The 26682-nt window shown below is 36.9% G+C and carries 23 protein-coding genes; 4 read left to right on the forward strand and 19 right to left on the reverse strand.

Annotated elements, in window-relative coordinates:
• Positions 1-57: 57 nt before the first annotated feature.
• Positions 58-477, reverse strand: coding sequence for a DUF6146 family protein (locus DYR29_RS16735; protein ID WP_213277760.1), 420 nt, complete (start codon positions 475-477; stop codon positions 58-60).
• A 51-nt stretch (positions 478-528) separates the two neighbouring features.
• Positions 529-1719, reverse strand: coding sequence for an endonuclease (locus tag DYR29_RS16740; protein WP_213277761.1), 1191 nt, complete (start codon positions 1717-1719; stop codon positions 529-531).
• A gap of 250 nt (positions 1720-1969) precedes the next feature.
• Here DYR29_RS16740 and DYR29_RS16745 point away from each other — a divergent pair, with 250 nt between their 5' ends.
• Both DYR29_RS16745 and DYR29_RS16750 read left to right on the forward strand, forming a co-directional pair.
• A complete protein-coding gene (locus DYR29_RS16745) occupies positions 1970-4846 on the forward strand; it encodes a carboxypeptidase-like regulatory domain-containing protein (protein WP_213277762.1) in 2877 nt (958 codons plus the stop codon).
• 26 nt (positions 4847-4872) lie between these two features.
• Positions 4873-6297 carry a DUF5689 domain-containing protein gene (locus tag DYR29_RS16750; RefSeq protein ID WP_213277763.1) on the forward strand — a complete coding sequence of 475 codons (1425 nt, stop codon included), beginning with the start codon at positions 4873-4875 and terminating at the stop codon, positions 6295-6297.
• Positions 6298-6391: 94 nt separating this feature from the next.
• On the opposite strand, the gene DYR29_RS16755 is transcribed toward DYR29_RS16750, so the two are convergent.
• From DYR29_RS16755 to DYR29_RS16780, 6 genes are all read right to left on the reverse strand, one after another.
• The gene (locus tag DYR29_RS16755) at positions 6392-6943 is read right to left on the reverse strand and encodes an inclusion body family protein (protein WP_142717230.1); all 552 of its coding nucleotides are present in this window, start codon (positions 6941-6943) and stop codon (positions 6392-6394) included.
• Positions 6944-7219: 276 nt separating this feature from the next.
• A complete protein-coding gene (locus DYR29_RS16760; protein WP_228408605.1) occupies positions 7220-7690 on the reverse strand; it encodes a DUF6702 family protein in 471 nt (156 codons plus the stop codon).
• Positions 7691-7748: 58 nt separating this feature from the next.
• Positions 7749-8501 (reverse strand): TIGR00730 family Rossman fold protein, encoded by a 753-nt coding sequence (locus tag DYR29_RS16765; RefSeq protein ID WP_213277764.1) that lies wholly within the window; start codon positions 8499-8501, stop codon positions 7749-7751.
• An 8-nt stretch (positions 8502-8509) separates the two neighbouring features.
• Positions 8510-9223, reverse strand: a complete 714-nt coding sequence (locus DYR29_RS16770) for a nucleotidyltransferase family protein (RefSeq protein ID WP_213277765.1) — start codon at positions 9221-9223, stop codon at positions 8510-8512.
• 68 nt (positions 9224-9291) lie between these two features.
• Positions 9292-9708 carry a RapZ C-terminal domain-containing protein gene (locus DYR29_RS16775; protein WP_047427230.1) on the reverse strand — a complete coding sequence of 139 codons (417 nt, stop codon included), beginning with the start codon at positions 9706-9708 and terminating at the stop codon, positions 9292-9294.
• 93 nt (positions 9709-9801) lie between these two features.
• Positions 9802-10821, reverse strand: a complete 1020-nt coding sequence (locus DYR29_RS16780; RefSeq protein WP_213277766.1) for an aminoglycoside phosphotransferase family protein — start codon at positions 10819-10821, stop codon at positions 9802-9804.
• Between the two features lie 240 nt (positions 10822-11061).
• On the opposite strand from DYR29_RS16780, the gene xrtF reads away from it, so the two are divergent.
• Positions 11062-11592 carry an exosortase family protein XrtF gene (gene xrtF, locus DYR29_RS16785; protein WP_213277767.1) on the forward strand — a complete coding sequence of 177 codons (531 nt, stop codon included), beginning with the start codon at positions 11062-11064 and terminating at the stop codon, positions 11590-11592.
• Positions 11579-12019, forward strand: coding sequence for an exosortase F system-associated membrane protein (locus DYR29_RS16790; protein ID WP_213277768.1), 441 nt, complete (start codon positions 11579-11581; stop codon positions 12017-12019). Before xrtF ends, DYR29_RS16790 begins: the two co-directional genes overlap by 14 nt.
• Before the next feature lie 9 nt (positions 12020-12028).
• Here the strand turns inward: DYR29_RS16790 and DYR29_RS16795 are convergent, their stop codons facing one another.
• The 11 genes from DYR29_RS16795 to rnhA all read right to left on the reverse strand — a co-directional run bounded on the left by DYR29_RS16795 (position 12029) and on the right by rnhA (position 26658).
• Positions 12029-13027 carry a cation diffusion facilitator family transporter gene (locus DYR29_RS16795; protein WP_213277769.1) on the reverse strand — a complete coding sequence of 333 codons (999 nt, stop codon included), beginning with the start codon at positions 13025-13027 and terminating at the stop codon, positions 12029-12031.
• Positions 13028-13084: 57 nt separating this feature from the next.
• A complete protein-coding gene (locus DYR29_RS16800) occupies positions 13085-14077 on the reverse strand; it encodes an aspartate-semialdehyde dehydrogenase (protein ID WP_213277770.1) in 993 nt (330 codons plus the stop codon).
• Between the two features lie 66 nt (positions 14078-14143).
• Positions 14144-14584, reverse strand: a complete 441-nt coding sequence (locus tag DYR29_RS16805; RefSeq protein WP_213277771.1) for a hypothetical protein — start codon at positions 14582-14584, stop codon at positions 14144-14146.
• Between the two features lie 86 nt (positions 14585-14670).
• Complete coding sequence (locus DYR29_RS16810) at positions 14671-17262, reverse strand: TonB-dependent receptor (RefSeq protein WP_213277772.1); 2592 nt, start codon at positions 17260-17262, stop codon at positions 14671-14673.
• 208 nt (positions 17263-17470) lie between these two features.
• On the reverse strand, positions 17471-18331 hold the full coding sequence (nadC, locus tag DYR29_RS16815; RefSeq protein ID WP_213277773.1) for a carboxylating nicotinate-nucleotide diphosphorylase: 861 nt from the start codon (positions 18329-18331) through the stop codon (positions 17471-17473).
• Positions 18332-18341: 10 nt separating this feature from the next.
• A complete protein-coding gene (locus tag DYR29_RS16820; RefSeq protein ID WP_213277774.1) occupies positions 18342-18974 on the reverse strand; it encodes a hypothetical protein in 633 nt (210 codons plus the stop codon).
• A 14-nt stretch (positions 18975-18988) separates the two neighbouring features.
• A complete protein-coding gene (gene nadB, locus DYR29_RS16825; RefSeq protein ID WP_213277775.1) occupies positions 18989-20560 on the reverse strand; it encodes an L-aspartate oxidase in 1572 nt (523 codons plus the stop codon).
• 33 nt (positions 20561-20593) lie between these two features.
• Positions 20594-21220 (reverse strand): NAD(P)H-dependent oxidoreductase, encoded by a 627-nt coding sequence (locus tag DYR29_RS16830; RefSeq protein ID WP_213277776.1) that lies wholly within the window; start codon positions 21218-21220, stop codon positions 20594-20596.
• Between the two features lie 120 nt (positions 21221-21340).
• The gene (locus DYR29_RS16835) at positions 21341-23599 is read right to left on the reverse strand and encodes a T9SS type B sorting domain-containing protein (protein WP_213277777.1); all 2259 of its coding nucleotides are present in this window, start codon (positions 23597-23599) and stop codon (positions 21341-21343) included.
• Positions 23600-23758: 159 nt separating this feature from the next.
• Positions 23759-26017 (reverse strand): lectin-like domain-containing protein, encoded by a 2259-nt coding sequence (locus DYR29_RS16840; protein ID WP_213277778.1) that lies wholly within the window; start codon positions 26015-26017, stop codon positions 23759-23761.
• A 164-nt stretch (positions 26018-26181) separates the two neighbouring features.
• Positions 26182-26658, reverse strand: coding sequence for a ribonuclease HI (gene rnhA / locus DYR29_RS16845; protein ID WP_047422277.1), 477 nt, complete (start codon positions 26656-26658; stop codon positions 26182-26184).
• Between the last annotated feature and the right edge of the window lie 24 nt (positions 26659-26682).

Here is a 26682-nt window from a genome sequence, read left to right on the forward strand (position 1 = left end):
ATAAAAATAAAAAGGTTCAGAATTTCTGAACCTTTTTTATTGAGAGTCATTGTATAATTACCTTATGGCATCGCTTCCGGATAATCCGTTCATTCTGAGCTTATACTTCCAGTTTACATATACAAAAACCTGGTATAATTTATATTCAAACTTGATCCCATAATTTTCCTGAGGATTATAATCTATCCCGGATTCTATGATATTTCTGTATCTCCCGGAGTTATAATAACTGTTCCATTCGTTGACCAAAAATGTGTTCTTTGTCTTCAGATAAGATTCTGTATACTGGCTGATGGGTTTGGCAACAGCGCTCAAAAAATAATCGAATTGTGTATCAATGACCGTAAGGTCCCATTCTCCGTCTTCGTTTTTGGAAGGCTTCATTTCATGTTGTTCTTTATCTTTCTTTGGTTTTTCCTGAGAAAAACAGCTGTAAGGTATTAATGCGATCAATACCAATAAAATAATATTTTTCATGATTAAGGTATTTACATAAAAAAAGCACTCCAATAAGAGTGCCTAACTTGTTTATGGTTCTTTCTGAAGAACTACAAATGCCGGGAAGTGGTCACTGTAGCCTCCTGTAAATTGATCTCCATTCCAGGATCTGAAGGGATATCCTTTATAATTTCCTTCTTTATTGACTAAATAAGCCGGGGCAAAAATTTCGGTTTTGTACACCGAATATTCTTTAGTTACCTGATCTGAAATTACGTTTTTAGAAACAATAATCTGGTCAAACAGGTTAGGTGCATCCTGATAGGCAAGAGATGCCACGCCTTTTTTATATAAAGGATACATCAGATTCAGGTAAGGTGTTTCTTCACTTAAATCTTTAGGTGCTGCCTGAGCTTTCAGGTGGTTTTTTAAACTTGGGCTTACAGGATCATCATTAAAGTCGCCCATTGCAAAAAGCTTAGTTGTTGGATCTGCGGCTCTTATACTGTCCATTTGTTGTTTCAATAAAGCTGCAGCTGCATTTCTTTTCGGTAAAGAAATTGCTTCACCTCCTCTTCTTGAAGGCCAATGGTTCATAAAGAATGCCACTTTTTCATTATCTAAAAACCCTGTTACAACAAGGATATCTCTTGTATACTCTCTTCTTCCGTTGTCACCGTATATTTTCAGTTCTTTTTTTAATGAATTGGTAGGGGTGAATCTTCTTTTCTGATAGATCAATGCAACGTCAATCCCTCTGTAATCGTAAGAGTTGTAATGAATGATTCCGTAATCATATTTCTTTAAAGCAGGTTCATTGATCAGATCCTGGATAACCTGTCTGTTTTCAACCTCAATTAACCCAACTACTGCCGGAGCTGTTTTGGTATATTGTGCTCCCATTTCAGAAATTACTTTGGCTTCATTGGCCAGTTTTGCTTTATAAATTTTAGTCCCATAGTTCTTTGCACTTTTTGGGGTAAATTCTTCAGAACCACCTTGCTCTCTAACTACTTTTTTACCAATCAGAGCACCGTCACTCCATGGTCCGTCATATTTTTCAGCTTCCAGAAATTTGATAGAATCTATAGGAATACTTCTGTGAAAGGCAGGATTTTTAATGTCTTTGGTCCCATCAATATAATCCGCTGAACGGATAGTGTCCCAAAGGTTTTCTACGTTTAAAAAACCTACAGTAGCTACTTTTCTCAGTTTTCCTTGTTGCTGTGAAAATGCCATGATCGAAATAATGATGGCAAACAGACTCGAAAATCTCTTCATCCTCTTTGAGTTATTATTAATACTATTTAATTTACAAATTTACTTTTTTTAATTCACTACGTTTTAAATATTTGTAAATTTAAAAGCAATTGTCTTAGTGTCAATTATATAATGATTCTTAAAACCTTGCAGTGTTAAGGAAAAATAGGGTTAAAAAAGTTGTGAATTACAAAATTTGATTAAATTTGTGCCCCCAACTTTTAAACTGTTGAAAATTAATAAGAAAAGTATTAAAAAAATAAACATAGTCATGATTAAAAAATTATCATTGATCTCTTTATTTACTTTGCTGCCTGCTTCATATTATTATGCGCAGACAACAGTGTTTGCGTATCTTAAGGATGCGGAAGGAAAGCCTGTTGAGCAAGCAAGTGTAGATTTAAAAGGAGCAGGAAATGATGCGAAGGCAGACAAAATCGGATATTTCCAATTTACGGATTTGATGCCAGGACATTATCAGATTATGGTTACAAAGCCAAATTTTGAAACTAAAATTTTTGAATTTGATGTAACCAGTGATGAGAAAAGAAAAGATCTTGGAGTAATCACTCTTTATTCTGCATTGAACGGTGCAGATCAGGGGCTTGCTATCATAGAAGACTCGGGAGAAAGTGATAGCGGTGGTGTACAGCAAACAGCCACTGTAGGATTACTGCAGGCTTCTCAGGATGCATTCAACAGAATTGCAAGTTTCGATTTAGGACCGTACTGGTTCCGCCCAAGAGGAATTGATAGCAGAACAGGGGAGAATATGATCAACGGGGTTTCTATGGCCGCTGCGGATAATGGAGATGTAGATTTCAGTACCTGGGGCGGATTGAACGAAATTACCCGTTACCCGGAAATTTCAGCTAATCATGCACCTTCTGAATATGCTTTCGGAGGAACTACCGGAGTATTTTATAAGAATACCAGAGCCAGCGAGTACAGAAAAGGAAGTCAATTGACATACTCTCTAACCAACAGAAACTATACGAACAGACTGTCTTACAGATTCTCTTCCGGAATGAATAAGAACGGATGGGCATTTACAGGAATGATCGCAAGAAGATGGGCACAGGAAGGGATTCAGGATGGTACTGCTTATGATGCATACAGTGGATATATTGGTATTGAGAAGAAATTCAGTGATAGCCATACAATTACCTTAAATGCCATTGGTTCCAAATATTCAAGAAGCTCTTCAAGTCCAAGCACTCAGGAAGTGTATGATTTCCGAGGTGTTCATTATAACTCTTATTGGGGATGGCAAAACGGAGATAAAAGAAATGAAAGGGTGAAAAGAGGTTTCCAGCCCATGATTCAATTGCAGGATTTCTGGAAAATCAATAAAAACTCTCAGTTATGGACGTCTGTTTCTTACCAGTTTGGTAAAGAATACAGTTCTAGGCTGGATTGGTACAGAGCTAATAACCCGTCTCCAACCTATTACCGTAACTTACCAAGCTATTGGTTAAACTATACAAATCCGTCTCCGGAACAAGCCGCCAACGTCGGAATTACAAGAGACTGGTGGACCAATGATGATCAGTCGCATACACAGATCAACTGGGATAATCTTTATAATGCCAACAGAAACGTAGAGTATAATGCCATGTTTGGAGGGAGAAGAGCAGCTTATTATCTTGTGGACGATGTAAAAGATGATAAAGTATGGAATGTCTCTACACACTACACTTATAACTTTAGCGATACCTCCCGTTTTATTTTAAACTTATCTTACCAGAACTACAGATCTGAACAGTACAGAGAAGTAAACGATCTTTTAGGAGCTGACTTTGCCCTGAATATGGATCCGTTTGCATCCAATACAACAGCAGGGAGTGTTTGGGGTAAATTTAATACAAGAGAAAATGATACTGATGTTGCCAAAAGAGAAGGTGACAAAATCGGATACAGTTATATTTTCAGAAGACAGGAATTTAAAGTAAATCCTGCTTTCAAATTCTCAACAGGGAAATTTGATGTTTTTGTTTCCGGATTATTTGGTTATACAACAAACAGCAGAGAAGGATTGTTCCAACACTACCTGTATGAGTCTTCTTACGGAAAAGGAGCAGACCAAAACTTCTGGAATGCAGGGGTTAAAGGTCAGGTTACCTATAAAATCAATGGTAGAAACTTCCTGGTTTATAACGGAGCTTACTTTTCACAGTCTCCTTTCTTAAATGATATTTATTTTAATACAAGAGTAAGTGGTGTTACGACTCCGGGAATCAAGAATGTTGTTGTTGATGCCAACGATTTGAGTTATGTAATCTCTACTCCGATTGTAAAACTTAGATTGACAGGTTATCTTGTTAACACTCAGAATGAAACAAGTGTACAAAGATATTTCGCACAGGGAGTTAAGTTAACTACTCTGACTGAAAGCGGAGATCAAGCTCCTGTTCAGGATGGGGCTTTCATTACACAGGTATTGGCAGGGGCTAATAAGAGAAACATGGGGATCGAACTTGGTGCACAGGTGAAACTTACCCCTACTTTGACAGCCAGCGGATTACTAAGTGTAGGACAATATACTTATACTAATAACCCTACCGTTTATTTTGCATCTGATGCTGTAGGAACATTCAGAGAACTTGATGGAAACGGAAATATCGTATCAAGGTCTTATACCAATATGGGAGAGGCTACCCTTAAAAACTACAGACAGGGAGGAACACCTCAGGAGGCGTATACTTTAGGTCTTCGTTACAGCAGCCCTAAATACTGGTGGGTAGGAGCTACATGGAACTATTTCGGACATTCGTTCCTTGACCCGTCTCCTGTAACCAGAACAGAAAGATTCTATACAAACCCTAATACACCGGGAGTTCCTTATGATAACGTAACTGAAGAAGAACTTGCAAGAATTCTGACTCCTACAAAATTGCCATCAGCATTCTTCTTCAATGTGAATGCAGGTAAATCCTGGCTGATTGGTAAGTATTATGTATTGGTGTCTGCATCGGTAAATAATATCCTTAATAACAGAAACTTTATTACAGGAGGATTTGAGCAGACAAGAAACGTTAACTATACTGACTATGCTAATGATTATGACAGCGGAAACATGGTATTTGCTCCTAAATATTGGTATAATCAGGGTAGATCTTATTTTGTTAACCTTCAATTCAGATTCTAAAAAATTAAAATTAAAAATCGAAAACAATGAAAAATATATATTTTAAAGCGGTGATCTTTAGTGCCATTTCAATGCTGGCAATCTCGTCTTGTGTAAAAACTGATGATTATGATGTGCCGGAAATCAAATGCACCAACAAATTTGCTGCGGCTAATCACCAGTTATCTGACATTACAACCATTGCAAAAGCAAAGCCCGTTGAAGCTGATATCATTAAAGAAGATTTCATCGTAGAAGCTTACGTTTCTTCAAGTGATGAATCCGGAAATCTTTACAAAATGATGTTCCTTCAGGATAAGCCTGAAAACCCGACACAAGGTATTGAGATTGACATTGATGGTGCAAGCCAATATCTTGATTATCCGGTAGGAGCTTTAGTAAGAATCAACCTTAAAGGATTGATCGTTCAGGGAGTTAATGGAAACATTAAAGTAGGTACTTATGATCCTAACTATCCTATCGGTAGAATCAACCCAAATAAAGTTTCAAATTACATGGCAAGAGTTTGCGATGGACAGAAGCCTGTAGTAGCTGCTATGAAACCATTAGAGTTCAACTTTATCTCTGATGCTCTGAAAAACGGTGCGCACATTAATCAGCTTGTGAAAATAAAAAACGTTCAGTTTGAAGAGCCTGAATTGGCAAAGAACTTTGCTGACGAATCAGCTACAGGGGATCGTTATATCACGGATAAAAAAGCAGGCAGATTAGATCTTCGTTTCAGTAATTTTTCAACTTTTGGAAAATCTCCGATCGCTCCTAAATATGAAAAAAGTGGTGATATCGTTCTTGTTTTAAGCCGTTTTACAAGCTCAAATAACGCGACGGTTTTCACAGATCAGGCTTATATAAGAGATCTTAATGATATTAATTTCCCTAACGCCAGATTCACTCCAGGAGAGCCGGAACTTCCTTCTGCTAGTGCTGTAAATCTTTTCCCGAGCTCTGATTTTGAAAACTGGGCATCTTTCCTGTCAAGTTTAAATAGCTTTGGGCTTATGCCTTATGCATCTCAAGGTAGTGGGTTGGGGTATAACGGGACAAATTCCCTTCAGATTAAAGGTACACCTGCCAATAATGACTATGTATTTACAGCGAATGCTGCGTCAGGAATACCAGCGGCTCCAAAGAGAATTACAATGTATATCAAAGGTACTGCGTCAGGGAAATCACTTTCTTTCAATGTATATAGAGCAACACCACTGGCTCCTAATACGTCTGCTTTCTATACATTCAATTTAGGAACATTCTCTACAGGTGCTACTTTAAGCCCTGAAAGTACGAATTCATATACCGGGTCAATTAATACAAACGGACAATGGAGACTGATTGAGCTTACCCTTACAGGTCTTACCGATCTTAACGTTACCTCTGGAAAAACTATGTTTGCCCTAAAAACAGGAAAAGACGGAATATATGATCTTCAGATTGACAATATCAAAATTGAGTAATAAATTAGGATAAAATATATTCTAATATACTTTATAGAAATCGGGCAGCTCGTACGAGCTGCCCGATTTTATTTATAAGAGGTTTTATTTTCGTTTACTTAACCGTAATTGTTGGATCCCAGTAAAAGTACCCGTACAAAATCTGTTTGTTACTGTCATTCGGGTCTAAAATGTAAAGGCCGAATTGTACATAGAAGTTCTCTTTTCCAGTAGATCTAACTTTTGAGTCAATACTGGCAAAGCTGATATCTGCAGAAGTGGCAGGGAGGCCGTTTAAAGAATTTACATCTGGTACAGCAGCTTGCTTTCTTCTCACAGAATTATATACGAAATTATTAAAAACCTGATCTCCTGACCAGTATTTAATATTATAAATAATAACTGCGTCATCGGAATTCTGGTAGATGGATGTTCCTCTGAAAGAAACTGTATCTCCTGCTCTTGCGCTGAAGTTCAAGTCAGCAGAACCCTGTCCTGAGATAGCATTGGCATTGGAAACAATCATATGCTGGCTGTTATGGTCAATTCCTACAGGTCTGTTTGGATCCGTACTGGGGCTTTTATAATTTGCCCGTACATAATCCGTGTCAATTACGATCAGGATATCTATTGCCTGACTCGATGATTTAAGTGTTGCATCGTCCATGATATTTCGTTTTTAGTTTGGTATTTCTTACTCATTTGGCTTTTCAGATTTCGCCCCGTTATTAAAGTGATTCCGGCTTCACGTTTGGTTGTAATTACAATACAAATGTACATTGCTGATAATGAAAATATTATAGTGTAAATGCTGAAATTTACAGTTAAGTATTTGTACGTAATTAATCTCTTTGATGTGACTTGTTTGTTTTTCAACAAAAAAATACCCTGAAAATTTTACTTTCCAGGGTACCCATTTTATAATGGTTAAATCTAATTCACGTTAAAAAGAAACCTCATTCACTTCTTTTCCTCTTTGGAAGTTCATTGTTTTCTGGCTGCCTTTGTAGGCGATGTTCACCAGATTGATCTGCTTAGGAAAAGCGCTTAAGAGAATCGTATTTTTAATCTTTAAGGTATTGATATCTGAAACACCTCCGGTTTCAAAATACACCCATACAGTTTCTCCACTGACCTGACTTCCTGTGAAGGTTATCGTTTTAGGAGCACCATTGACAAACACATCAAAATTATTGTTCACATATTTTTTTACCTCCGCTTCAAATCCAGCCGTGTTGGGGTTGATCTTGATGGCATCAGAGATGTGGCTTGTATTCATTTTTGTGGTAAACTTCAATGTCTTGCTTCCATCAACATAATCCACTTTGGTCATTGAAGAGAAAAAGTCTACATACATAAAACTCATTAACACAAAAAATGTTAAAATTCCTGATATATATAAAAGTTTTTTCATCTTAATTAATAGATTTACAATCATACTTGCTAGTTATAAGTCACAAATAATATGCCAATTAAAAATTTACATTCACAGAATATTTATCATAAAAGGCTTTAATATGTGCTACAGCCTCGTCAGCGGTATCTACCACACGATAAAGATCCAAATCATCTTCAGCAATCATTCCTTCTTTCAACAGAGTTGCCTTGAACCAGTCTAATAATCCTCCCCAGAATTCGCTTCCTACCAGAACAATTGGAAATTTTCCTATTTTGTTGGTTTGAATAAGAGTCATCGCTTCAGTAAGCTCATCTAAAGTTCCGAAACCGCCTGGCATTACTACAAACCCCTGAGAATATTTTACAAACATTACTTTTCTCACGAAAAAGTAATCAAAATTCATAGAATAGGATTTATTGATATAAGGATTAAAATGCTGCTCAAAAGGAAGATCAATATTCAATCCGATAGATTTTCCTTTAGCATTGAAAGCACCTTTGTTTCCTGCTTCCATAACACCTGGACCACCTCCTGTGATGATTCCGAAGCCTATTTTGGTAATCTTCTCCGCAATATCTACCGCCATTTCATAATACTTGTTCTCCGGCTTCAAGCGGGCAGAACCAAATATAGAAACACATGGTCCAATCTTGGCCAGTTTCTCATAACCGTCTACAAATTCAGCCATGACCTTGAAGACCATCCAGCTGTCTTTGGCGATTGTTTCGTCCCAGGCTTTTTGTCTGAAACTATTATGTAGTTTTGTTTCGTTAATGTCAAGTTCCGGATTTACTAAACTCTCATCCCTAGTTCCATCAATTTCCATTGCAAAATTTATTTAAAGTGTTTTTCGGCTTCTGTTACAGATGAAGGTCTTCCGACGTCGATAAGAATACTGTCATGTACAAAACCGTGTATATGCTCGGTCTGCATCAGGTCCAGATATTCTTCCATAACAGAAAATTTGCCTGTTCTTTTTATTTTTTCGAAGATCGTAGGATTGATACAATGAATTCCGCTGAAAGCAAGCGCTTTAAAGCCTTTATTAAATTCTGCCAGCCTTTGTTCACCAGTTTGTACATTCAGCCAGCCTCTCAAAACCATATCATCATTGAAAAGGAGTTTTCTCGAGCTTTCTCTGTCGGAAACCGCTAAAGTAGCAAAATCTTTTATCTTTTTGTGGTATTCTACCAACGCATTGATGTTCAGGTCTGTGAGAATATCCGCATTCATGATCAAAAAATCTTCTCTATGATCAAGAAATTTTCTCGCAAAAATCAAGCCACCGCCTGTTTCAAGAAGCTCGTTGGTTTCATCAGAAATTTCAATCCTGCATCCGAAATTATTGTTTTTATTTAAGAAATCAACAATCTGATCTCCAAAATGATGAATGTTGATAACAAAATCCTTTATTCCGAAACTTTTCAGGTAATTTATATTTCTTTCCAGAAGTGGAATTTCGTTTACTTTTGCCAACGCTTTCGGATGGTGATCTGTAAATGGTTTCAATCTGGTTCCTTTTCCTGCTGCGAAAATTAGAGCTTTCATAATTGTATAAGTAATGAGTGATAGGTAATGAGTAATATAAGTATAATTAGAAAATTACTTATTGCTCATTATTGATTACTAATATTCAGTTGCGGTTGTTCATCATGCTGAAGGGTGATTTCCGTTCCTTCAGGATATTTTTCTTTGATAAATTCAGCAATTTTTATGGCACAATATACTGATCTGTGCTGTCCGCCGGTACATCCGAAGTTGATCTGCAGATGTTCAAATCCTCTCTCAAGATAGTTATCGATATTGATTGAAACAATGGATTTTACCAGTTCCAGAAACTTTGGCATTTCCGTTTTTGTTTCCAGATATTCCTGAACCCCAATATCATTTCCGGTCTGAATTTTATATTCTTCAATTCTTCCCGGGTTTAAAATTCCACGGCAGTCAAAAGCGAAACCTCCGCCGTTTCCTGAATTGTCTTTAGGAATTCCTCCTTTCTTGTATGAAAAACTGTGTATCTCGATGTGTAGCATATTCTTTCTTTTAAATTTTAAACCATTAAGGTTTATTTAGTAATGTCGAAGTGTCTTTATTTCGTTTCTGTCAGTCTGAGCGGAGTCGAAGACTTAGTTATTTAATATTTCCTCAATTTTTTGCTTTGCTCTGTCTGAAATCAGTTGTTGAATTACTTTTTTCAGTTCAGGATAATCATTCATCTGCTCCCATGAGTCGGCAAATTGTGTAATATTCTGAATTCCTTTTTCCAGGCTGGCTATGAAATGCTGTTTTCTCTGAATCAAACCTCTGAATCCATAAGCTCCCAATACCTGTAAAAATCTCATCATCTGAATGGGCATCACTGCATCTTTCAGTTGAATCTTCGTTTGAGGATTTTCAAACCGCTGAATATAAAATTCCAGCATTTCCTGTTTAAAATCGTCGGTGAAATTTGCTTTAGCCTGAAAAAGAAAAGAGATGACATCGTACATTAATGGGCCCCTCATTGCAGACTGGTAATCAATGAAAGAAACTTCATTCTTTTCATTCACCATGATATTTCTCGCCTGGAAATCACGGATCATAATTCCTTTAGGCTCAATGTTTTCAATGAGTAAAGCGATTTTTTTGAATTCCTTTAAAAGTGTTGATTTGTTGTATTCAAGCTCCAGGACATCAGCCACAAAATTTTTAAAATAATAAAGATCATGAATCACAGGAAGCTCATCATAACTTTCGTATTCAAAGGTTTTTGAAAAATCAATTTTTCCCTGCGTCTGCATCTGCATTTGGAAAAGTTTTTTCAATGTCTGCTGTACCAAAGATCTTACAGTGGAAGATTGTTGCTCTTTTGTAATGATCTCCGAAAGGGTGTGTTGTCCCAAAAATTCCTGGATGTACATTTTTCTGTCATCAGAAACAGCAAGAATAGAAGGGGTATTGAGTTTCAAATTTGAAAATAACTCAGAATAGTAAAGGAAACTTTCATTTTCCGGGATATTTTCATTGTAGGTGATGATGTATTTTTCAGTGCCGGCAGTGGCCAGAAAATTTACCCTCGCAGAGCCGCTTTGAGCTAATGTGACGAATTCGGAAGATTTTTTACCCAAATGGTTTTCAAAAAATCGTTTTGCGTTTTCAGAAGTCATAATATGGAAACAAATATACTAAATAAACGTGAGTTGGGAATTATAGTTTAAAGAAGTGAAAATGTGAGGGGAAGAGACCGTTGTAATGAAGGAATAAAAAAGTGTTGAATATTTATTTTATGGAGAATTTTAAAGAAAATTTTACAGTATTATATCCCATAATCGAAAGATCTGATGGGTGTTTTTTAAGTTTCTTGATTCAAATTCAGGATATTACAGGCTAATTTTTATCTTTGTAGAATGTTGAAAGACTTTAAACCTGTTTTAGGTATTTTATTGCGTTTCATTATTATTTACCTGGTATTGCTTTTTGCCTATCAGTTCTATCTGAATAGTGGTAAAGATGCCGGGTTGGATTCTTTTTCAAGAATAATTGCCAATCAGGTAGCTGCTCTGCAGAATAGCATAGGTTATCCTACGGAGCTTTATGATGACGTAAAGAATGAGCAGGTTTGGTTTTATGTAAAACAACGCTATGAGACGAGAATGGTGGAAGGCTGTAATGCTGTTTCTGTTATCATTTTGTTTATTTCTTTCGTTTTTGCTTTTTATAAAGGAATGAAAACCTTTGTCTTTGTGGGGGCAGGACTGATTATCCTGTATATCATGAATCTTCTGAGAATTGTTGGGTTGAATATTGTCATGACAGATCATAAGGAGTATGGTAAAGTATTCCATGATTTTATTTTTCCTGCCATTATTTATGGAAGTGTCGTTGTGCTTTGGCTGATCTGGATTAAATTTTTTGCTTTAAAACATGAAAATTCTTAATTGGCTTCTGGTTATAGCAGGAATCTGTGGATTGATAGGGGTGAGAGCTCTGGAGGATACTCTTTTTTATGATCCTTTCCTTGGTTACTTCCATGAAGCGAATAAACATATTGAATTCCCTGCATTTGAATGGGGGAAACTGATTACTGGACATTTGTTTAGATTCGTTTTAAATCTTTTGTTTTCCTGCCTGATCATTCATGGTTTATTCAAAAACAAACAATGGACATTGCAGGGCGCAGTGATGATCATTGTTGTCTTTGCTATTACATTACCGATTTACTTGTACTGTATTTATGATAAATTTGAAATAGGATATCTTTTTTCTTTCTATATGAGAAGATTTGTAATCCAGCCTTTGATTATACTGCTGATTGTTCCGATGTTTTATTACAGAAAGCAGATGATTGATAAAGAGGGAAGATAAGTGAATGTATTATTCTACGGTGTGTTTATCTACACTGGTTACATTCTCCGGAGTCCATTCTACACGTTTGACAAAATCTTTTTCGCGGACAGGGCAGTCTTTGATCTGGCAGACCGGGCATGAAATCGGTTTACAGTCATCCATATGAAAATTGAACTCAATGCTTCGTTTCATATTTTTGGCAAGAAGGATAATTACCTTTTCCATTTCACTGTGGGCATCACGAAGGTCATAATACCACGGAAGGGTAATGTGGGCATCAATATGTAGGGAAGAACCGAATTGCTGTATTTTCATATTGTGTACATCGATCCATTCTATCTGTCTGTTTCCTTCAAGGATTCTGATGACCTGATTCAGTATTTCAGGATCCTGTTCATCCATAATACCACTTAAAGATTTTCGGACGATTTTATAGCCTACAAATATGATATAAAGTCCGAAAGATAATGCCACCGCTGAATCCAGCCAATAAATTTTAGTAAAATAAACAATCACTAAGCTTCCAACTACTCCGAGGGTGGTAATGGTATCGGACTGAAGGTGTTTTCCGGATGAAATAAGAACCAGAGAGTTTTCTCTTTCCCCTTTTTTTATAGAAATATATCCCAGCAGATAATTAATAACTGCAGTGGCTGCAATAATCCATATCCCAAGGTCAATTTTACTCAGCGTTTTTCCTACGATAAGACTGTGAATCCCTTCATAGATAATCATAACACCGGCAATAGCGATAAGAGCTCCTTCAATACCGGCAGTCACAAATTCTACTTTTCCGTGACCATATGGGTGGTCTTCATCTTTAGGCTTAGCAGCAAGATGGAGGGAATATAATCCCATGAATGCGCTGATGACATTAACGACACTTTCCATGGCATCAGAAAATACAGCATCGGAATTGGTGAGCTTCCAGGCAATAATCTTTCCAATAAAAAGGATAACTCCAAACACTGCAATAAGTTTTTGAAATCCTATTTTCTCTTTGTGGGTATTTTTCTGGGTATTCATATGGAGTTTGATAAAAAAAAGAATCTCAATTTTGAGACTCTTTTTTATTTTGTTAGTTTATACTAAGTTGTTTGCTACAAGATATTCTGCGATTTGTACAGCGTTTGTTGCTGCTCCCTTCCTCAGATTGTCTGCAACGATCCAGAGGTTGAGCGTTTTAGGCTGTGACAGATCTCGTCTGATTCTTCCTACGAAGACCTCATCTTTTCCTTCTGAATATAAAGGCATCGGGTAGTGGTTGTTTTTCACATCATCCATTACGATGACACCGGGAGTCTCGGATAAGATTTTTCTTACTTCGTCCAGTTCAAATTCATTTTCGAATTCAATGTTCACACTTTCAGAATGTCCTCCCTGAACCGGAACTCTTACAGCGGTTGCTGTTAAGTTAAAGGTATCATCCCCTAAAATCTTTTTAGGCTCCTTCATCAGTTTGATCTCTTCTTTCGTGTAATCATCATCAGCAAATACATCACAGTGTGGCAGTGCATTTTTGAAGATCTGATAAGGATATACTTTTGCGATAGAATCATCTCCGCTGATTTCACCGTTTAACTGGTCTACAGCAGCTTTACCAGTTCCTGTTACAGACTGGTAAGTAGAAACAATTACTCTTTTTAAATCATATTTTTTGTTCAAAGGTCCTAAAACCATTACCAATTGAATGGTAGAACAGTTCGGATTTGCAATGATTTTATCTTCTTTTGTCAAAACATCAGCATTGATCTCAGGAACTACCAGTTTTTTATCAGGGTCCATTCTCCATGCAGAAGAATTATCAATTACTGTTGTTCCTGCTTCTGCAAACAGAGGTGCGAATTCAAGGGAAGTAGATCCACCTGCAGAGAAGATTGCAATATCCGGTTTGGCAGCTATAGCGTCCTTCATGCTTACGATGGTAAATTCCTTCTGTTTATACTTCACCTTCTTGCCTACAGATCTTTCGGATGCTACCGGGATTAATTCTGTTACAGGGAAGTTTCTCTCCTCCAAAACTTTAAGCATAACTTGTCCAACCATTCCTGTTGAACCTACTACAGCTACTTTCATTGATTTAATTAAAATTTAAGATTAAATTATTTATAAATTATAACGCATATAATTTCTTTGTCTGTTTTAAGCTCCAAAGACTCTTAGCCAAGGGAAAGCAAATGCAAATAAACCTGCCGCGATCAATCCCATAATAACTACTCCCAGAGAGATGGTGTCGTTGGACTTTACTTTTTTGTTGATAATGGTCATTAATATTGCTGCGATTAACATAGAGAATGGATGCTCAACAAATGTTTGTCTGGTGTAAGCATCTTTCATTAATGTTCCTGCATCTAAAGCGGCTTTGAAACCTGGGGAAAATATGAATAACAAGCATATTCCTATTAAAAACTGAACATGGAAGAAAATCATTGTGAAGAGAGTAGTCTTCTTTAAAAATTTGTTCACTTTTCCACTGAAGCCAAACATGGTAGCTAAAAGTGCAATGATAAATAATGCAACTAAAAGAAGTTCTAAATACCCGAATCCTTTGTGTGCACTAAGAAAAATCTTGTAAAAATCCATAATCCTATTTTTTTGTACACAAAGATAACAAAAATCCCGGCTCAAAGCCGGGATTGATATTTATAAAATCTAATATTGTGATATTATTAGAAGTTGAATGATAATGTTGCTGCCCAAGTAGTTCCGAAACCGAAATAAGCACGGTTACCTGTTGCAATACCATTGTACATTCTACCAGCCTCTTCATAAGTTTTTCCTTTGTCAGGGTCATTGTTTGCTGTAATTTTATCAGTCCCGAAGATACTTGTCGCAGAATCAGAAATATAAATTTTATCAAACAAGTTATAAACGTTAGCTCCGATTGTGAAGTACTGAGCTTCGTTTTGTAATCTGATTTTGTAAGAGAAACCTACATCAAATAAGTTAAAGTCAGGTAATTTCAATACTCCTCTATCCTGAGCAGCAACATTGGTGAATGTTCCGGCGTCAATAGTAGAATAAAGTTTACCTACATATCTCCATGTTCCGAAAATATTAAGATCTTTTACTGGTTTTACAGTAAGTCCTAATGAGGCAGTCATCTGAGGGATACTGTTGTTACTTGAACCTCCTACTTTTACTTTATCTAAGTATAGTTCGTTTCCTGCTGAACCAGCTAAAGTAACAGGATTATTATTATCGTCGAATGAAGCTACATTAGCATTTCCTTTGTAATAATAATCTCCCCAAGAGAACATCCCCTGAATTTCTAGGAAACGGTTCGGTTTGTATACTCCATCAAATTCTACTCCCTGGTGAACTTCTGTAATACCATTGATTTCAGAATAACCTGTAGTTGTTGTACCGTCTGCTAAAGTGAAAGTCTGGCTAGTTTTTCTCAACCATCTGTCTTTCCACTGTGTTCTGTACACGTTAACATTAGCAGTGAATTTTGCAGATCTGAACCCATAACCAACTTCTGCTGAAGAAATCTTCTCGTTAGTTAGATAAGGGTTAACAAGTTGTTGGTTACTTGGATAAACTGTGTTAAGGAATGGTTGCTTGCTATAATAACCTAAGTTAGCAAAAACGTTATGTTGCTCGTTAATGTTATAGTTAGCTCCCCCTTTAATATTATATCCGAAAATATTTTTAAATCCTGTTTTCGTATTGATGGTTTGGCCTCTCAATGTGCTTCCGTCTACTACGTAGTTATCAATTCTCTGGTAACCTTGGTTAGATACGGAACCTTGTAAGAATGCAGATAATTTATCTTTTGTATATTCTACCTGTGCAAATCCACTGTACCAAATAACTTCACCATCATTGCTGTATCCTACCTGATCTTCAGCTGGGGCTAATTTGCCTCCAAAAGGATTCCAAGAAAGTTTTTTGTAATCGTAAAGAGCATTTACAATTCTTGGAGCAGGTAAATTTTTGTTGGCATTATCTTTATATCCTGCTGCTCCATATAAATCGGTAAGGACTTGATAATGATAACCATAGTAATATCTGTCATCTGTACCGATTGAGAAATTCCAGTTATCGTTAACTTTATGTTGGAAGTTTGCTAAGATACCATACCAGTTGTGTGAATTGATACTTGATCGACGAACAATAGTACTTCCTGCCCCTGCAGTATTTAAATTAACTGCTGCGTTTGCTGCAAAAAGAGCATCATAGTTGATGTGTCCTGAAGCATCTGTAAAGCTGGGATCATTGATGCTTTTAGTTCCTAGTCGTCCTAAGTCACCAGTTCCACCACCTCTACCGTTTGACATATATAAAACTGTACTTAACTTAGACTTTTCGCTCATTGTCCAGTCCCAGTTTACCATCATTACAGGCTTAGAATAGTAGTTAGCTCTGTTTGCTAAAGCTACTTTATTTCCGTTTGCATCAGTGTAGTATCCAAAATCTGAGTTATATCTTCTGTAAGGATTTCCGTCATGATCAGGATTATAGTTGATATAATTTTGGATAGTTGGTGCAAAAGTTCTTTGATCGTGCCACTGAGGTGCAGAAGTAATTGAGAACTGTAAGTTATGCTTTTTGTTGATTTCATAACCTAATGCAAAGAAATATGCATAAGATTCATAATCAGTATTTTCAATATAAGTACCTCCGGCTTGTCTGCTCATTAAGAATGATGCAGAAATACCATCCTTGGATTTTCCAGTATTATAAGCAAAAGATGTTTTTAAATAGTCATTGTTACCAACTCCTAATCTAATAACCCCTCCTCTTTTCATATCTGCAGACTTGGTGATGAAGTTCATTGTACCTCCTACAGAAGCAATCGCTAATTTAGACGAACCTAAACCTCTTTGAACCTGCAATGTACTTGTTACGTCAGATAATCCAGTCCAGTTTGAGAAATAAACAGTACCACCCTCCATATCATTTACAGGCATACCGTTTACCATTACTGCAATGTTTCTAGATTCAAATCCACGCATAACAATTTGTGAATCACCAAAACCACCACCTCCTTTTGTAGCATATACGGAAGGTGTTGTGTTTAGTATTTCGACAAGTTCCTGGTTTCCTTGTCTTTCTAAAATCTGTGCAGCTTTGATAGTAGATACAGCAACAGGTGTTTTTCTATCTTTAGCGATATCCGTAACACCTCTTAAGATTACCTCGTCAATATCTTTGGACTTAGTTTGCACTGTGTCCTGAACTTGTTGAGCGTAATAAACACTAGCTGTAGATAATGTAATAACCGCAGTTAGTATCGATTTGTTGATTAATTTCATAATCGTTAGTAATAGTTAGATTTAATTTTCTGCAAAATTCGCAAAATAAAATTTAACTATTATTAACTCAATGTTAATTTTTAATCAGTCTTAATAATGTTAATGTGTTAAAAATCAGTGTTATGGTTAAAAATTGAATTTTTTTATGAAAAAAGTCATGTTATTGAATTTTTAACAAAGTGGGGGTGTTTTTGTTAAAAATTCAATGCTATTTCACTGCTTTGAGACTCAAATCTATATTCTCAGCAGAGTGTGTAAGGGCCCCTACAGAGATGAATGTAACTCCTGTGGAAGCAATTTCTTTAAGCATATCGCGGGTAATTCCACCTGAAGCTTCAGACTCACATGAACCGTTAATCATTTTTACAGCCTCCTTCATGGTCTTCACATCCATGTTATCAAGCATAATTCTGTCGACTTTTGCATTGATGGCTTCCTGAACTTCCTCAAGGTTTCTTGTTTCAACCTCTATTTTTAACTTTTTTTTGTTCTTTTTAACGTAGTCTTTGGCCATTGTCACTGCATTGGTAATGCTTCCGTTGTAATCAATATGGTTGTCTTTCAGCATAATCATGTCATAAAGGCCATATCTATGATTAGTACCGCCACCTATTGCAACTGCCCATTTTTCACACATTCTGAAGTTAGGAGTTGTTTTTCTTGTATCTAAAAGTTTAGTTTTTGTGCCTACCAACCTGGAGTCCCAGTCGTGGGTAAGGGTGGCAATACCACTCATTCTCTGCATGCAGTTAAGAACGAATCTCTCTGTAGAAAGAATAGATCTGGCACTTCCTGTTACAATAAGAGCTACATCTCCGAATTTGCAAGGAGTTCCATCTTTAATGAAAACTTCTACTTTCAGATTTTTGTCAAAAGTCTTGAAAATGATTTCCGCCAGCTCAACTCCTGCAAGAATGCAGTCCTGTTTTACTAAAAGCTTTGCACTTTGTACAAGATCTTGGGGTATGGTAGACAAGGTGGAGTGGTCTCCGTCCTGAATATCTTCCTCAAGTGCGTTTTTTATAAATGTCTTTAATGCTTTATCTGTTACGTATGCTGGTCTTTTCATAATTTTGATTTTAGTAATAAAAGGAGGATCTTTTTCCGAATAATAAATCGTGAATAATGAAGAGCAAAAGAACTTCATTTTGCTTTGCGTCTATTTTTTCAAAATCTATATTGTCTTTTATTTTTACGTTGTTTTGATTAATGGCTTGAAACTCCAATACCTGTTTTCCGTTTCGTCCTTGTGGTATGATTTTATAGTTCCATTTAAAATTATCCCAATTATATTCCTGAGTGTAGTAAGTGATTTTTTCTCTATTGAATGTTAAAATCGGATATTGAGAATTATTGATATAGTATAGCGTTAAGCGTAACTTATTATCTTTAATTATATTATTTAAATCAAATTTTAAACTTCCATAATAATCTGGTTTTCCCAACCCTTGCATGTTGCATAAAAGATTTAAAGCTAAAGGGTATTTGGATCTGGGAACAATAATCTTTTTTAATAATGTGACACTATATAATGCGAAAAAAATTTCCAAAAGCATTATTCCTGCAAGGATGGCTATGTTTGAAAAAGTATCAATTTTTTTATCTTGCTCCCAAAAATTCAATAATACTAAACCACAAGTCAATGAAAGTATCATTCTTGAATAGAATAAAATATTAACTGTTGTAAGAATATTTAAATTCAGGGTTTTCATTTGTTTAAATAAAATTAAACCAAATCTTTATTATAAAATGCTCCCTTATTCTCCGTCATTTCCATAGATTGGGTAATGATGAGGTGGGCAACGGTTGTAAGGTTTCTTAATTCCGATAATTGCGGAGAAAGAATAGAGTAGTGATAGATTTCATCTACGGCAGCGGCAATTTCCTGATGCTTTTGTAAAGCCATATTCAGACGTCTGTTGCTTCTTACAATACCTACCAGGTCGCTCATCATTTCCTGAAGCTGTTTTCTAAGATAGCTTACAATGACCATTTCGTCCATGATTTTCATTCCTTCTTCATTCCATTCCGGAACGGCTTTCAGGTCGTCAAAGTTGAAATTGTTTTCATTCAGAAGTTCTACGGTTTTCATAGCAGCATTGTGCCCGAAAACCAAACCTTCAAGAAGTGAGTTTGAAGCAAGTCTGTTGGCTCCGTGAAGTCCTGAGTTGGTACATTCACCCACAGCAAAAAGATTTCTGATGGAGGACTGTCCGTCTCTGTCAACTTCAATTCCACCCATTAGATAATGGCAGGCTGGTACAACAGGGATTAACTGAGTGAAGGGATCAATTCCTTCGTCTCTACATTTTTTATAAATATTGGGGAAATGTTCTAAGAATTTTTCATGGTTCATTTCCTTGCAGTCTAAACCGACAAATTCGTCTCCGGTAATTTTCATTTCGGCATCGATGGCTCTTGCAACAATATCTCTGGATGCTAATTCTTCACGCTCATCATATTTATGCATGAATTTTTCGCCTCTTTTGGTTCTCAATTTTGCCCCGTCTCCACGAACGGCTTCTGAAATTAAAAACAACATTCCATCCATTTTACTGTATAAAGCTGTTGGATGAAACTGGTAATACTGCATATTGGAAACTTTTCCTTTGGCACGGGCTACGAAAGCAATTCCGTCTCCGGTAGCGATGGTAGGATTGGTGGTGTTTTTATAAACATGTCCTGCCCCTCCTGTTGCAGCAAGTGTTATTTTGGAAGTGATTTTTTTGATGGTCTTGGACTTTTCATCTAGGATGTAAGCGCCATAGCAATGGATATCGCCTTCGTTGAGCTCTTTTCCGGGAACATGGTGCTGGGTAATGATATCAATGACATAATGATGATCAAGAATTTCAATATTCGGGCTGTTATTGGCTGTTTCCAGCAAGGCTCGTTCAATTTCAAAACCTGTAATATCTTTGTGGTGTACGATTCTGTTTTCAGTATGGCCTCCTTCTCTTCCTAAAGCGAATTTGCCGTTCTTCATGTCAAACTGGGCACCCCATTCTACAATTTCGTTGAATCTTGCAGGGGCTTCCCTTACTACCATTTCTACGACATCGCGCTTATTTTCTCCGTCACCGGCACGCATCGTATCGTCAATATGTTTTTGGAAATTGTCATTCTGGAAATCTGTAACAACAGCCAGACCGCCTTGTGCATATTTGGTATTGCTTTCGTCTTCGTCAGATTTTGTTACAATAATGATTTTGGCATCAGGGAGCTGTTCAGAAACTTTAATGGCATAGGAAAGTCCGGAAATGCCGGAACCGATTACTAATACATCCGCTTTTATCATATGCTTGCTTTAGGTACAATCGTTTAAAAACGATTAAATAAATTTAAACAATTTTTCGTTTGGTTTCCTTACTTTTTTCATGTGCTGAAAATGGTCTTCTTCAGAACGGTAGCCTAAAGCGAGGGTAACAGTTACTTTTTCTGTTTCGGGATTGATATTCAGAATTTCTTCTATAATATCCTGACGGAAGCCTTCCATAGGACAGGAGTCTATATTTTCAATAGCCGCGGCATACATAAGGTTGGCCAATACTATATAAGATTGTTTTTCTGCCCAGTTGAAAATTTCATCCTGTGTTTTCTGGGTGATATGCTGATTAATACTGTTTCTGAATGGATCCAGTTTTTCAACAGGAGTGTCTCTTACTTCAGAAATATGATTAAAATATCCCCGGATATAGTTCTCTTCAATGATTTTTTTTGAAATAATGACAATAAGATGAGAACAGGTAGATATCTGAGACGGATTATAGAAAGCCGGAATTAATTTCTGCTTCATTTCCTCGCTCTCAACAATAACCATTTTATAGGGCTGAAGTCCCAGAGAACTGGCAGACAGCTTTCCTGACTCAAGAATATTGTGAAGAGTTTCCTGAGGAATAATCTGATGATTGAATTTTTTTACAGAATATCTTCTGCTTAAAGCTTCCAAATAATTCATAGGACAAATTTAAGAATTGAATATGAATAAAGAGTCTTTAAAATGAAATATCTCTGCCCTATTAATACAAAAATCACCCCGGCTTGCGGGGTGATTCTTTTGATGCGATGGAAAGTGTAATTATTCTCTGTTTTTTACAACAATCCAACCTGAGAATTTTATCGGAGTACTGTTTTTATTATTTTCATTCCATGAAACAGAATACCAGTAATTTCCTGTAGGAACTTTTTTACTTCCATTAGTGGTACCTGCCCACTTGTAGCCATTGGTTTTATCGGCCTGGAACATTTTGTAACCATATCTGTCGAAGATGCCTATTTCCAGATTCTGTTTATTGGCAAGTGCAGAATAATCTACAAAATCATTAATGCCATCATCATTAGGAGTGATCACGTTGATCAGATTAGGTACCGTAATATTAACTTCCACAGGAACGCAATTATAACCGTCTCTTACATATATTTTAGCTTCTCCTCTGGCAATATTGGTGAAGATATTAGAATCCTGCCAGTTGATATTATCCATAGAATACTGGTAAGGAGGAGTTCCGCCATTGGCATATATTGTCACTGTGCTTCCTGAAATATCAACAGTGGTAACAACCGGATTATCGGAAGGATATACTGTTACTTTTTGAGTGGCAATACAATCTCCGGTTTTAAGTTTTACCCAATAAGTCCCTACACCTACATTCTTGATAGATTGAGTTGTAGCTCCTGTGCTCCATTCATAGCTTTTGAAACCTGCCCCTGCATCTAATGTGGTTGTATTTTCTATACAGATCGTCTGATCAAGTAATGTTCTTGAGAAAACCGGAGGAATGACAGTTAAAGTAACCTTGGCAATTGAATAACATCCGTTTGCGCTGAATACTTTAATGTAAACAACTCCATTAGGTGCGATGTATGCTGCCGGCGTAGAGATCGCATTTGTTCCGCTGATGGCGTCAGTTAAAGATGGGTAATATTCTTTTGTTAGTCCACCTTGAGAAACGACAGCTCCTGTAAGATTAAACGATGCCATAGATGGATTGGTTTCTATAAAGCAGGATTTTATTTCAACATCATTGACAACAACAACAGGATAGATGTTAAGTGTAACTTTAGCTGTACTTACACAACCCTGAGGAGTAGTTACTCTTACATATAAAGTAGCTGCTGCTGAAGCGTAGGCGGAAGGGTTTGTAATTTGATTAGTTCCGTTATTGAGATCATATAAAGTTGGATAGAATTCTTTGGTAGCCCCAGCTACAGTCGTTACAGCGGCAGTGTTAAGATCAAATGTGGCTGTTCCTGCATTGTTATTATTACAACCTGTAAGGCTTGCATCTGTTGCAGCAAATGGAGTAGGATTAAGCTGAATGACTCCGTCACCATTATCACAAAGCGTAGAAGTAGGATCTTTTACCACAACCTTGATGGTAGTATTTCCTGAATATTGGAAACTTGCAGGATTGGCAATAGGGGTGGAACTTCCCAAAACATAATAAGTGAAAACGTAGTTTGCAGGATTATTGACAAATTGAGAGTTGAAAGAAGTAAGGTCCACTACACCATTTCCGGTAGCGGGATTTGTACATACGAAAGGAGTTACCGTATTACTTAAAATAGGAACTTTATCTACGAATACTTTAACATCTTTAATAGAATGTCTTGCACTTGCACCTCCGGTTGCGGCAGAAAAACCGAAATACCCCTGTGACATTCCCACTGCACCTCCGGAAGGAGCAAAAGACTGATCTACGATAAGTACCCCGTTGATTCTTACTTTAATAATCCAGTTTGTGGGATTGGTAAGGTCTGTTTCTCCGTTTACTTCAACGTGTCTGTAAGTATCTCCTACAAACGGTTGAGTGGCAATAAGGTCCGGAGAATGGAATGTACTTCCCGGAGTAGTGTTGAATTCGATATTATTACCAGCTGTATTATTGGTGCCATAAAGAATGTGAACTTTACTCATCTGCCCCTCAGTAGTGTTATTGAAGATATCAAAACCAACCATTAGTCCGGAAGCATTTGCGGGAATACCAAGCCCTCCTCCTGAAACGAATCCTGTAGGTGGATTGGCAAGATACCAGAAAGTAAAGCCATCTCCTTTTCCGAACTGAGCAGTTCCGTTTCCGTCAATTCTGAAATCGAATTCCACTTTCCATTTATCACAATAGCTCAGGGTAATAGGAGTGGATAATTTTACAGCCCCGTATCTGCTGGTCTGATCGGTGGTAAGTCTTACAAAGTCTCCGCTTACTATAGCATCAGAGACAAGATCCCAACCTGTTGTATTTATAGGGTTTCCGGTAAGTTGGTATGTTTGTGAAAATAACCTTCCCGGCAAGCATAATAAGATAGTCAGTAAAAAAATGAGTATATCTTTTTTCATAGTGGATGGATTATGATGTTATTTGTTTTTTGATATAAAATTGATTTGTTACATGTTTAATTTGATTATAAAGACAATATTTAATTTCAAATTCAGGAGGTGAGAATCCTTGTTTTAATATCGAAACTACCCCATATGAGGTAGTTCCGGATACTAAATTTATTCTCTGTTTTTAACCAACACCCAGCCTGAATATTTGGTTTCTGTATTGTCTTTATTGTTCTCATTCCATGAGATCGTGTACCAGTAAGTTCCTGTAAGAACTTTTTTACCGGAAGCCGTTCCGTCCCATGTGAAGTTTCTCATTTTTCCTGCCTCATATAATTTATTACCATATCTGTCGTATACGATGAATACCAGATTTTTCTTGTAAGCAAGTGCTGAATAGTCAATAAAGTCGTTTACGTTATCGCCGTTTGGAGTGATGGCATTAATCAGATTAGGTACGGTAATCTGAACTTCAACAGGAGTACAGTTGTAGAAGTCTTTTACATACACTCTTACTTCTCCTCTTGCAAGTCCGGTGAATATATTGCTGGTCTGCCAGTTGACTCCATCCAGAGAGAATTGATACTGAGGTTTTCCTCCTGCTACATTCACTGTGATTGTGTTGTTGTCAATATCAATGCTGGAAATCACAGGATTTGCAGATGCGTTTATTTTTACAATCTGTGTTGTGAAACAGTTCCCAGTTTTAAGTCTCACCCAATAAACACCTACTCCCAGATCTTTAACAGATGAGGTGGTTGCTCCGGTGCTCCATTCATAGCCATCAAATCCAGGACCTGCATCCAGATCTGTTTTTTCACCTATACAAATGGTTTTGTCTTTCAACACCGAAGATGTTACGGGTGGTAATACAATAAGGTTGATTTTAGCAATATTGAAACATCCGTTGGCATCTGTTACTTTTGCGTACACGACAGTACTTGTAGATAAGTACTGAAGGGGATTCATGATCTCATTGGTTCCGTCTAAAGCATTAGCAATGGAGGTGTAGTATTTTTTTGTCACACCGCTGTTTAATGTAGTAACATTCGCAGTGGTCAGATTAAAAATAGCACTGGTAATATTAGTTTCAATAAAGCATGATCTAAGTGTAGCTTCCTGCACAGGAGTGTCCGGGTAAAATGCCAGCGTTATTTTTGCTGTACCTGTACATCCCTGAGGGGTTGTTACTTTTACATATACTTCTCCGGGAGCAGAGAAGTAACTGCCTGGATTTTGAATTTCATTCGTGTCTGCATTAAGATCAGCTAACGTTTTATAATATTTTTTAACAGCGCCGGGAACACCTGTGACATTTGCTGTATTCAGGTTGAAAGTGGCTGTTCCTGCTTTGTTATTGTTACATACCGTAATCGTTTTGTCCTCAGCTTTAAAAGGAGCAAGAACCAGTAATATTTTACCATCCGGGTTGTCACAGAGCAGTCCTGCATTATCTTTAATAACAACAGTAACTGTTGTATTTGCATTGAATTGATAGTTGGCAGGGGTAGCAATAGGAGTAGAGCTTCCCAGTGGATAATAACTAAATGTATAATTTGAAGGATTGCTGACAAATTGCGAGTTGAAAGATGTCAGGTTTACAGATCCGTATCCGGTAGTAGGATTAGGACAGAAAGACTGAGTTGCTGAGTTTTGTAAAATAGGAACTTTATCAGTATAAATTTTTACATTTTTAATAGAATGTCTTGATCTTGCACCTCCTGTAGAAGCTGAAAATCCAAAATATCCTACCGTCATTGCAGCAGCTGTTCCGGAAGGAGCAAAAGACTGATTACAAATTACATTACCGTCTATTGTGATTTTTAAGATCCAGCTTGTAGGAGCCGCGGGATTTACCTGTGCGGTTACTTCAACATGCTTAAAGGTGGTACCCTGAAAAGGTTGTGTGGTGTTCAAATCCGGTGAGTGAAAGGAGCTTCCTGCAACATTGAAAAATTCAACGTTATTGGTATCGGTCGTATTTTGAACCTGTCCGTAAGCAACGTGAACCTTGCTCATCGTAGCAGTGGTCGTGTTATTGTAAGTATCCAGTCCTACGATAAGTCCAACTGCGTTTTGTGATACACCCAATCCGGATCCTAATACGCTGGCGACAGGCGGATTGGCCAGATACCAGAACGCAATTCCATCTCCGTTGGAGGTTTGGTTGGAATCCATTCTGAAATCAAATTCCACTCTCCATTTATCACAATATTTTAAGTTGATAGGGTCATTCAGTCTGATAGAGCCGGATTGGTTATTGGTATCCGGGGTGAGCTGAATAAAATCTGTGTTTACCTGGGTAGGGGAAACCATCGTCCATCCAGTAGTAGTCACTGGGTTTCCGGTAAGCTGATAAGTCTGGGCAAAGGACTTCCCGGCTATACAGAGTAAAAAAACAGATAAATACAATAATAGATTTTTATTCATTTAAAGGGGACTTTGATTAATGTGTAAAGATATTAAATCCCGATTAAATAATATGTATTTAGTGTTAATTTTGCTAAAATTTTAATAATATTTTAAAAAAACACTGCTTATTATGATGTAATGGTGAATATTGTAGTATGGATTACGTATTTATATGAATTAAATTAAAATAAGGAATTGCTATCCAAACCCTCAAAATAAGTATCAATTTCGAGATCGGAAGAATTGGCTGCTGCAACTGCTAGTTTGTCGCAAAGCTCGTTCTCAAAGTGCCCTGCATGGCCTTTTACCCAATGCATTTTAGGGGTGTGTTTGTTGTATAACTCAACGAATTTTTTCCAGAGGTCGGGGTTCTTTACATTCTTCCAGCCTCGCTTGATCCACCCGGCAATCCAGTTTTGGTTGATCGCATCAGATACGTACTTGCTGTCAGTATATACATGGATCTCGTTTTCTGTAGATTTCAGTTTTTCCAGTGCAGTGATGACTGCCAGAAGTTCCATTCTGTTGTTGGTGGTTTTTCTAAACCCTTTAGAAAATGTTTTCTGATAATTTTTTTCAGGAACGCGCATGAGAATTCCATATCCGCCTTTTCCCGGATTTCCGCTGCAAGCCCCGTCGGTATAAATTTCGATTCTCAAATCTGCTTTTTAAAAATTGAATTA

Source organism: Chryseobacterium indologenes (assembly GCF_018362995.1).
Lineage (GTDB): Bacteria > Bacteroidota > Bacteroidia > Flavobacteriales > Weeksellaceae > Chryseobacterium > Chryseobacterium indologenes_G.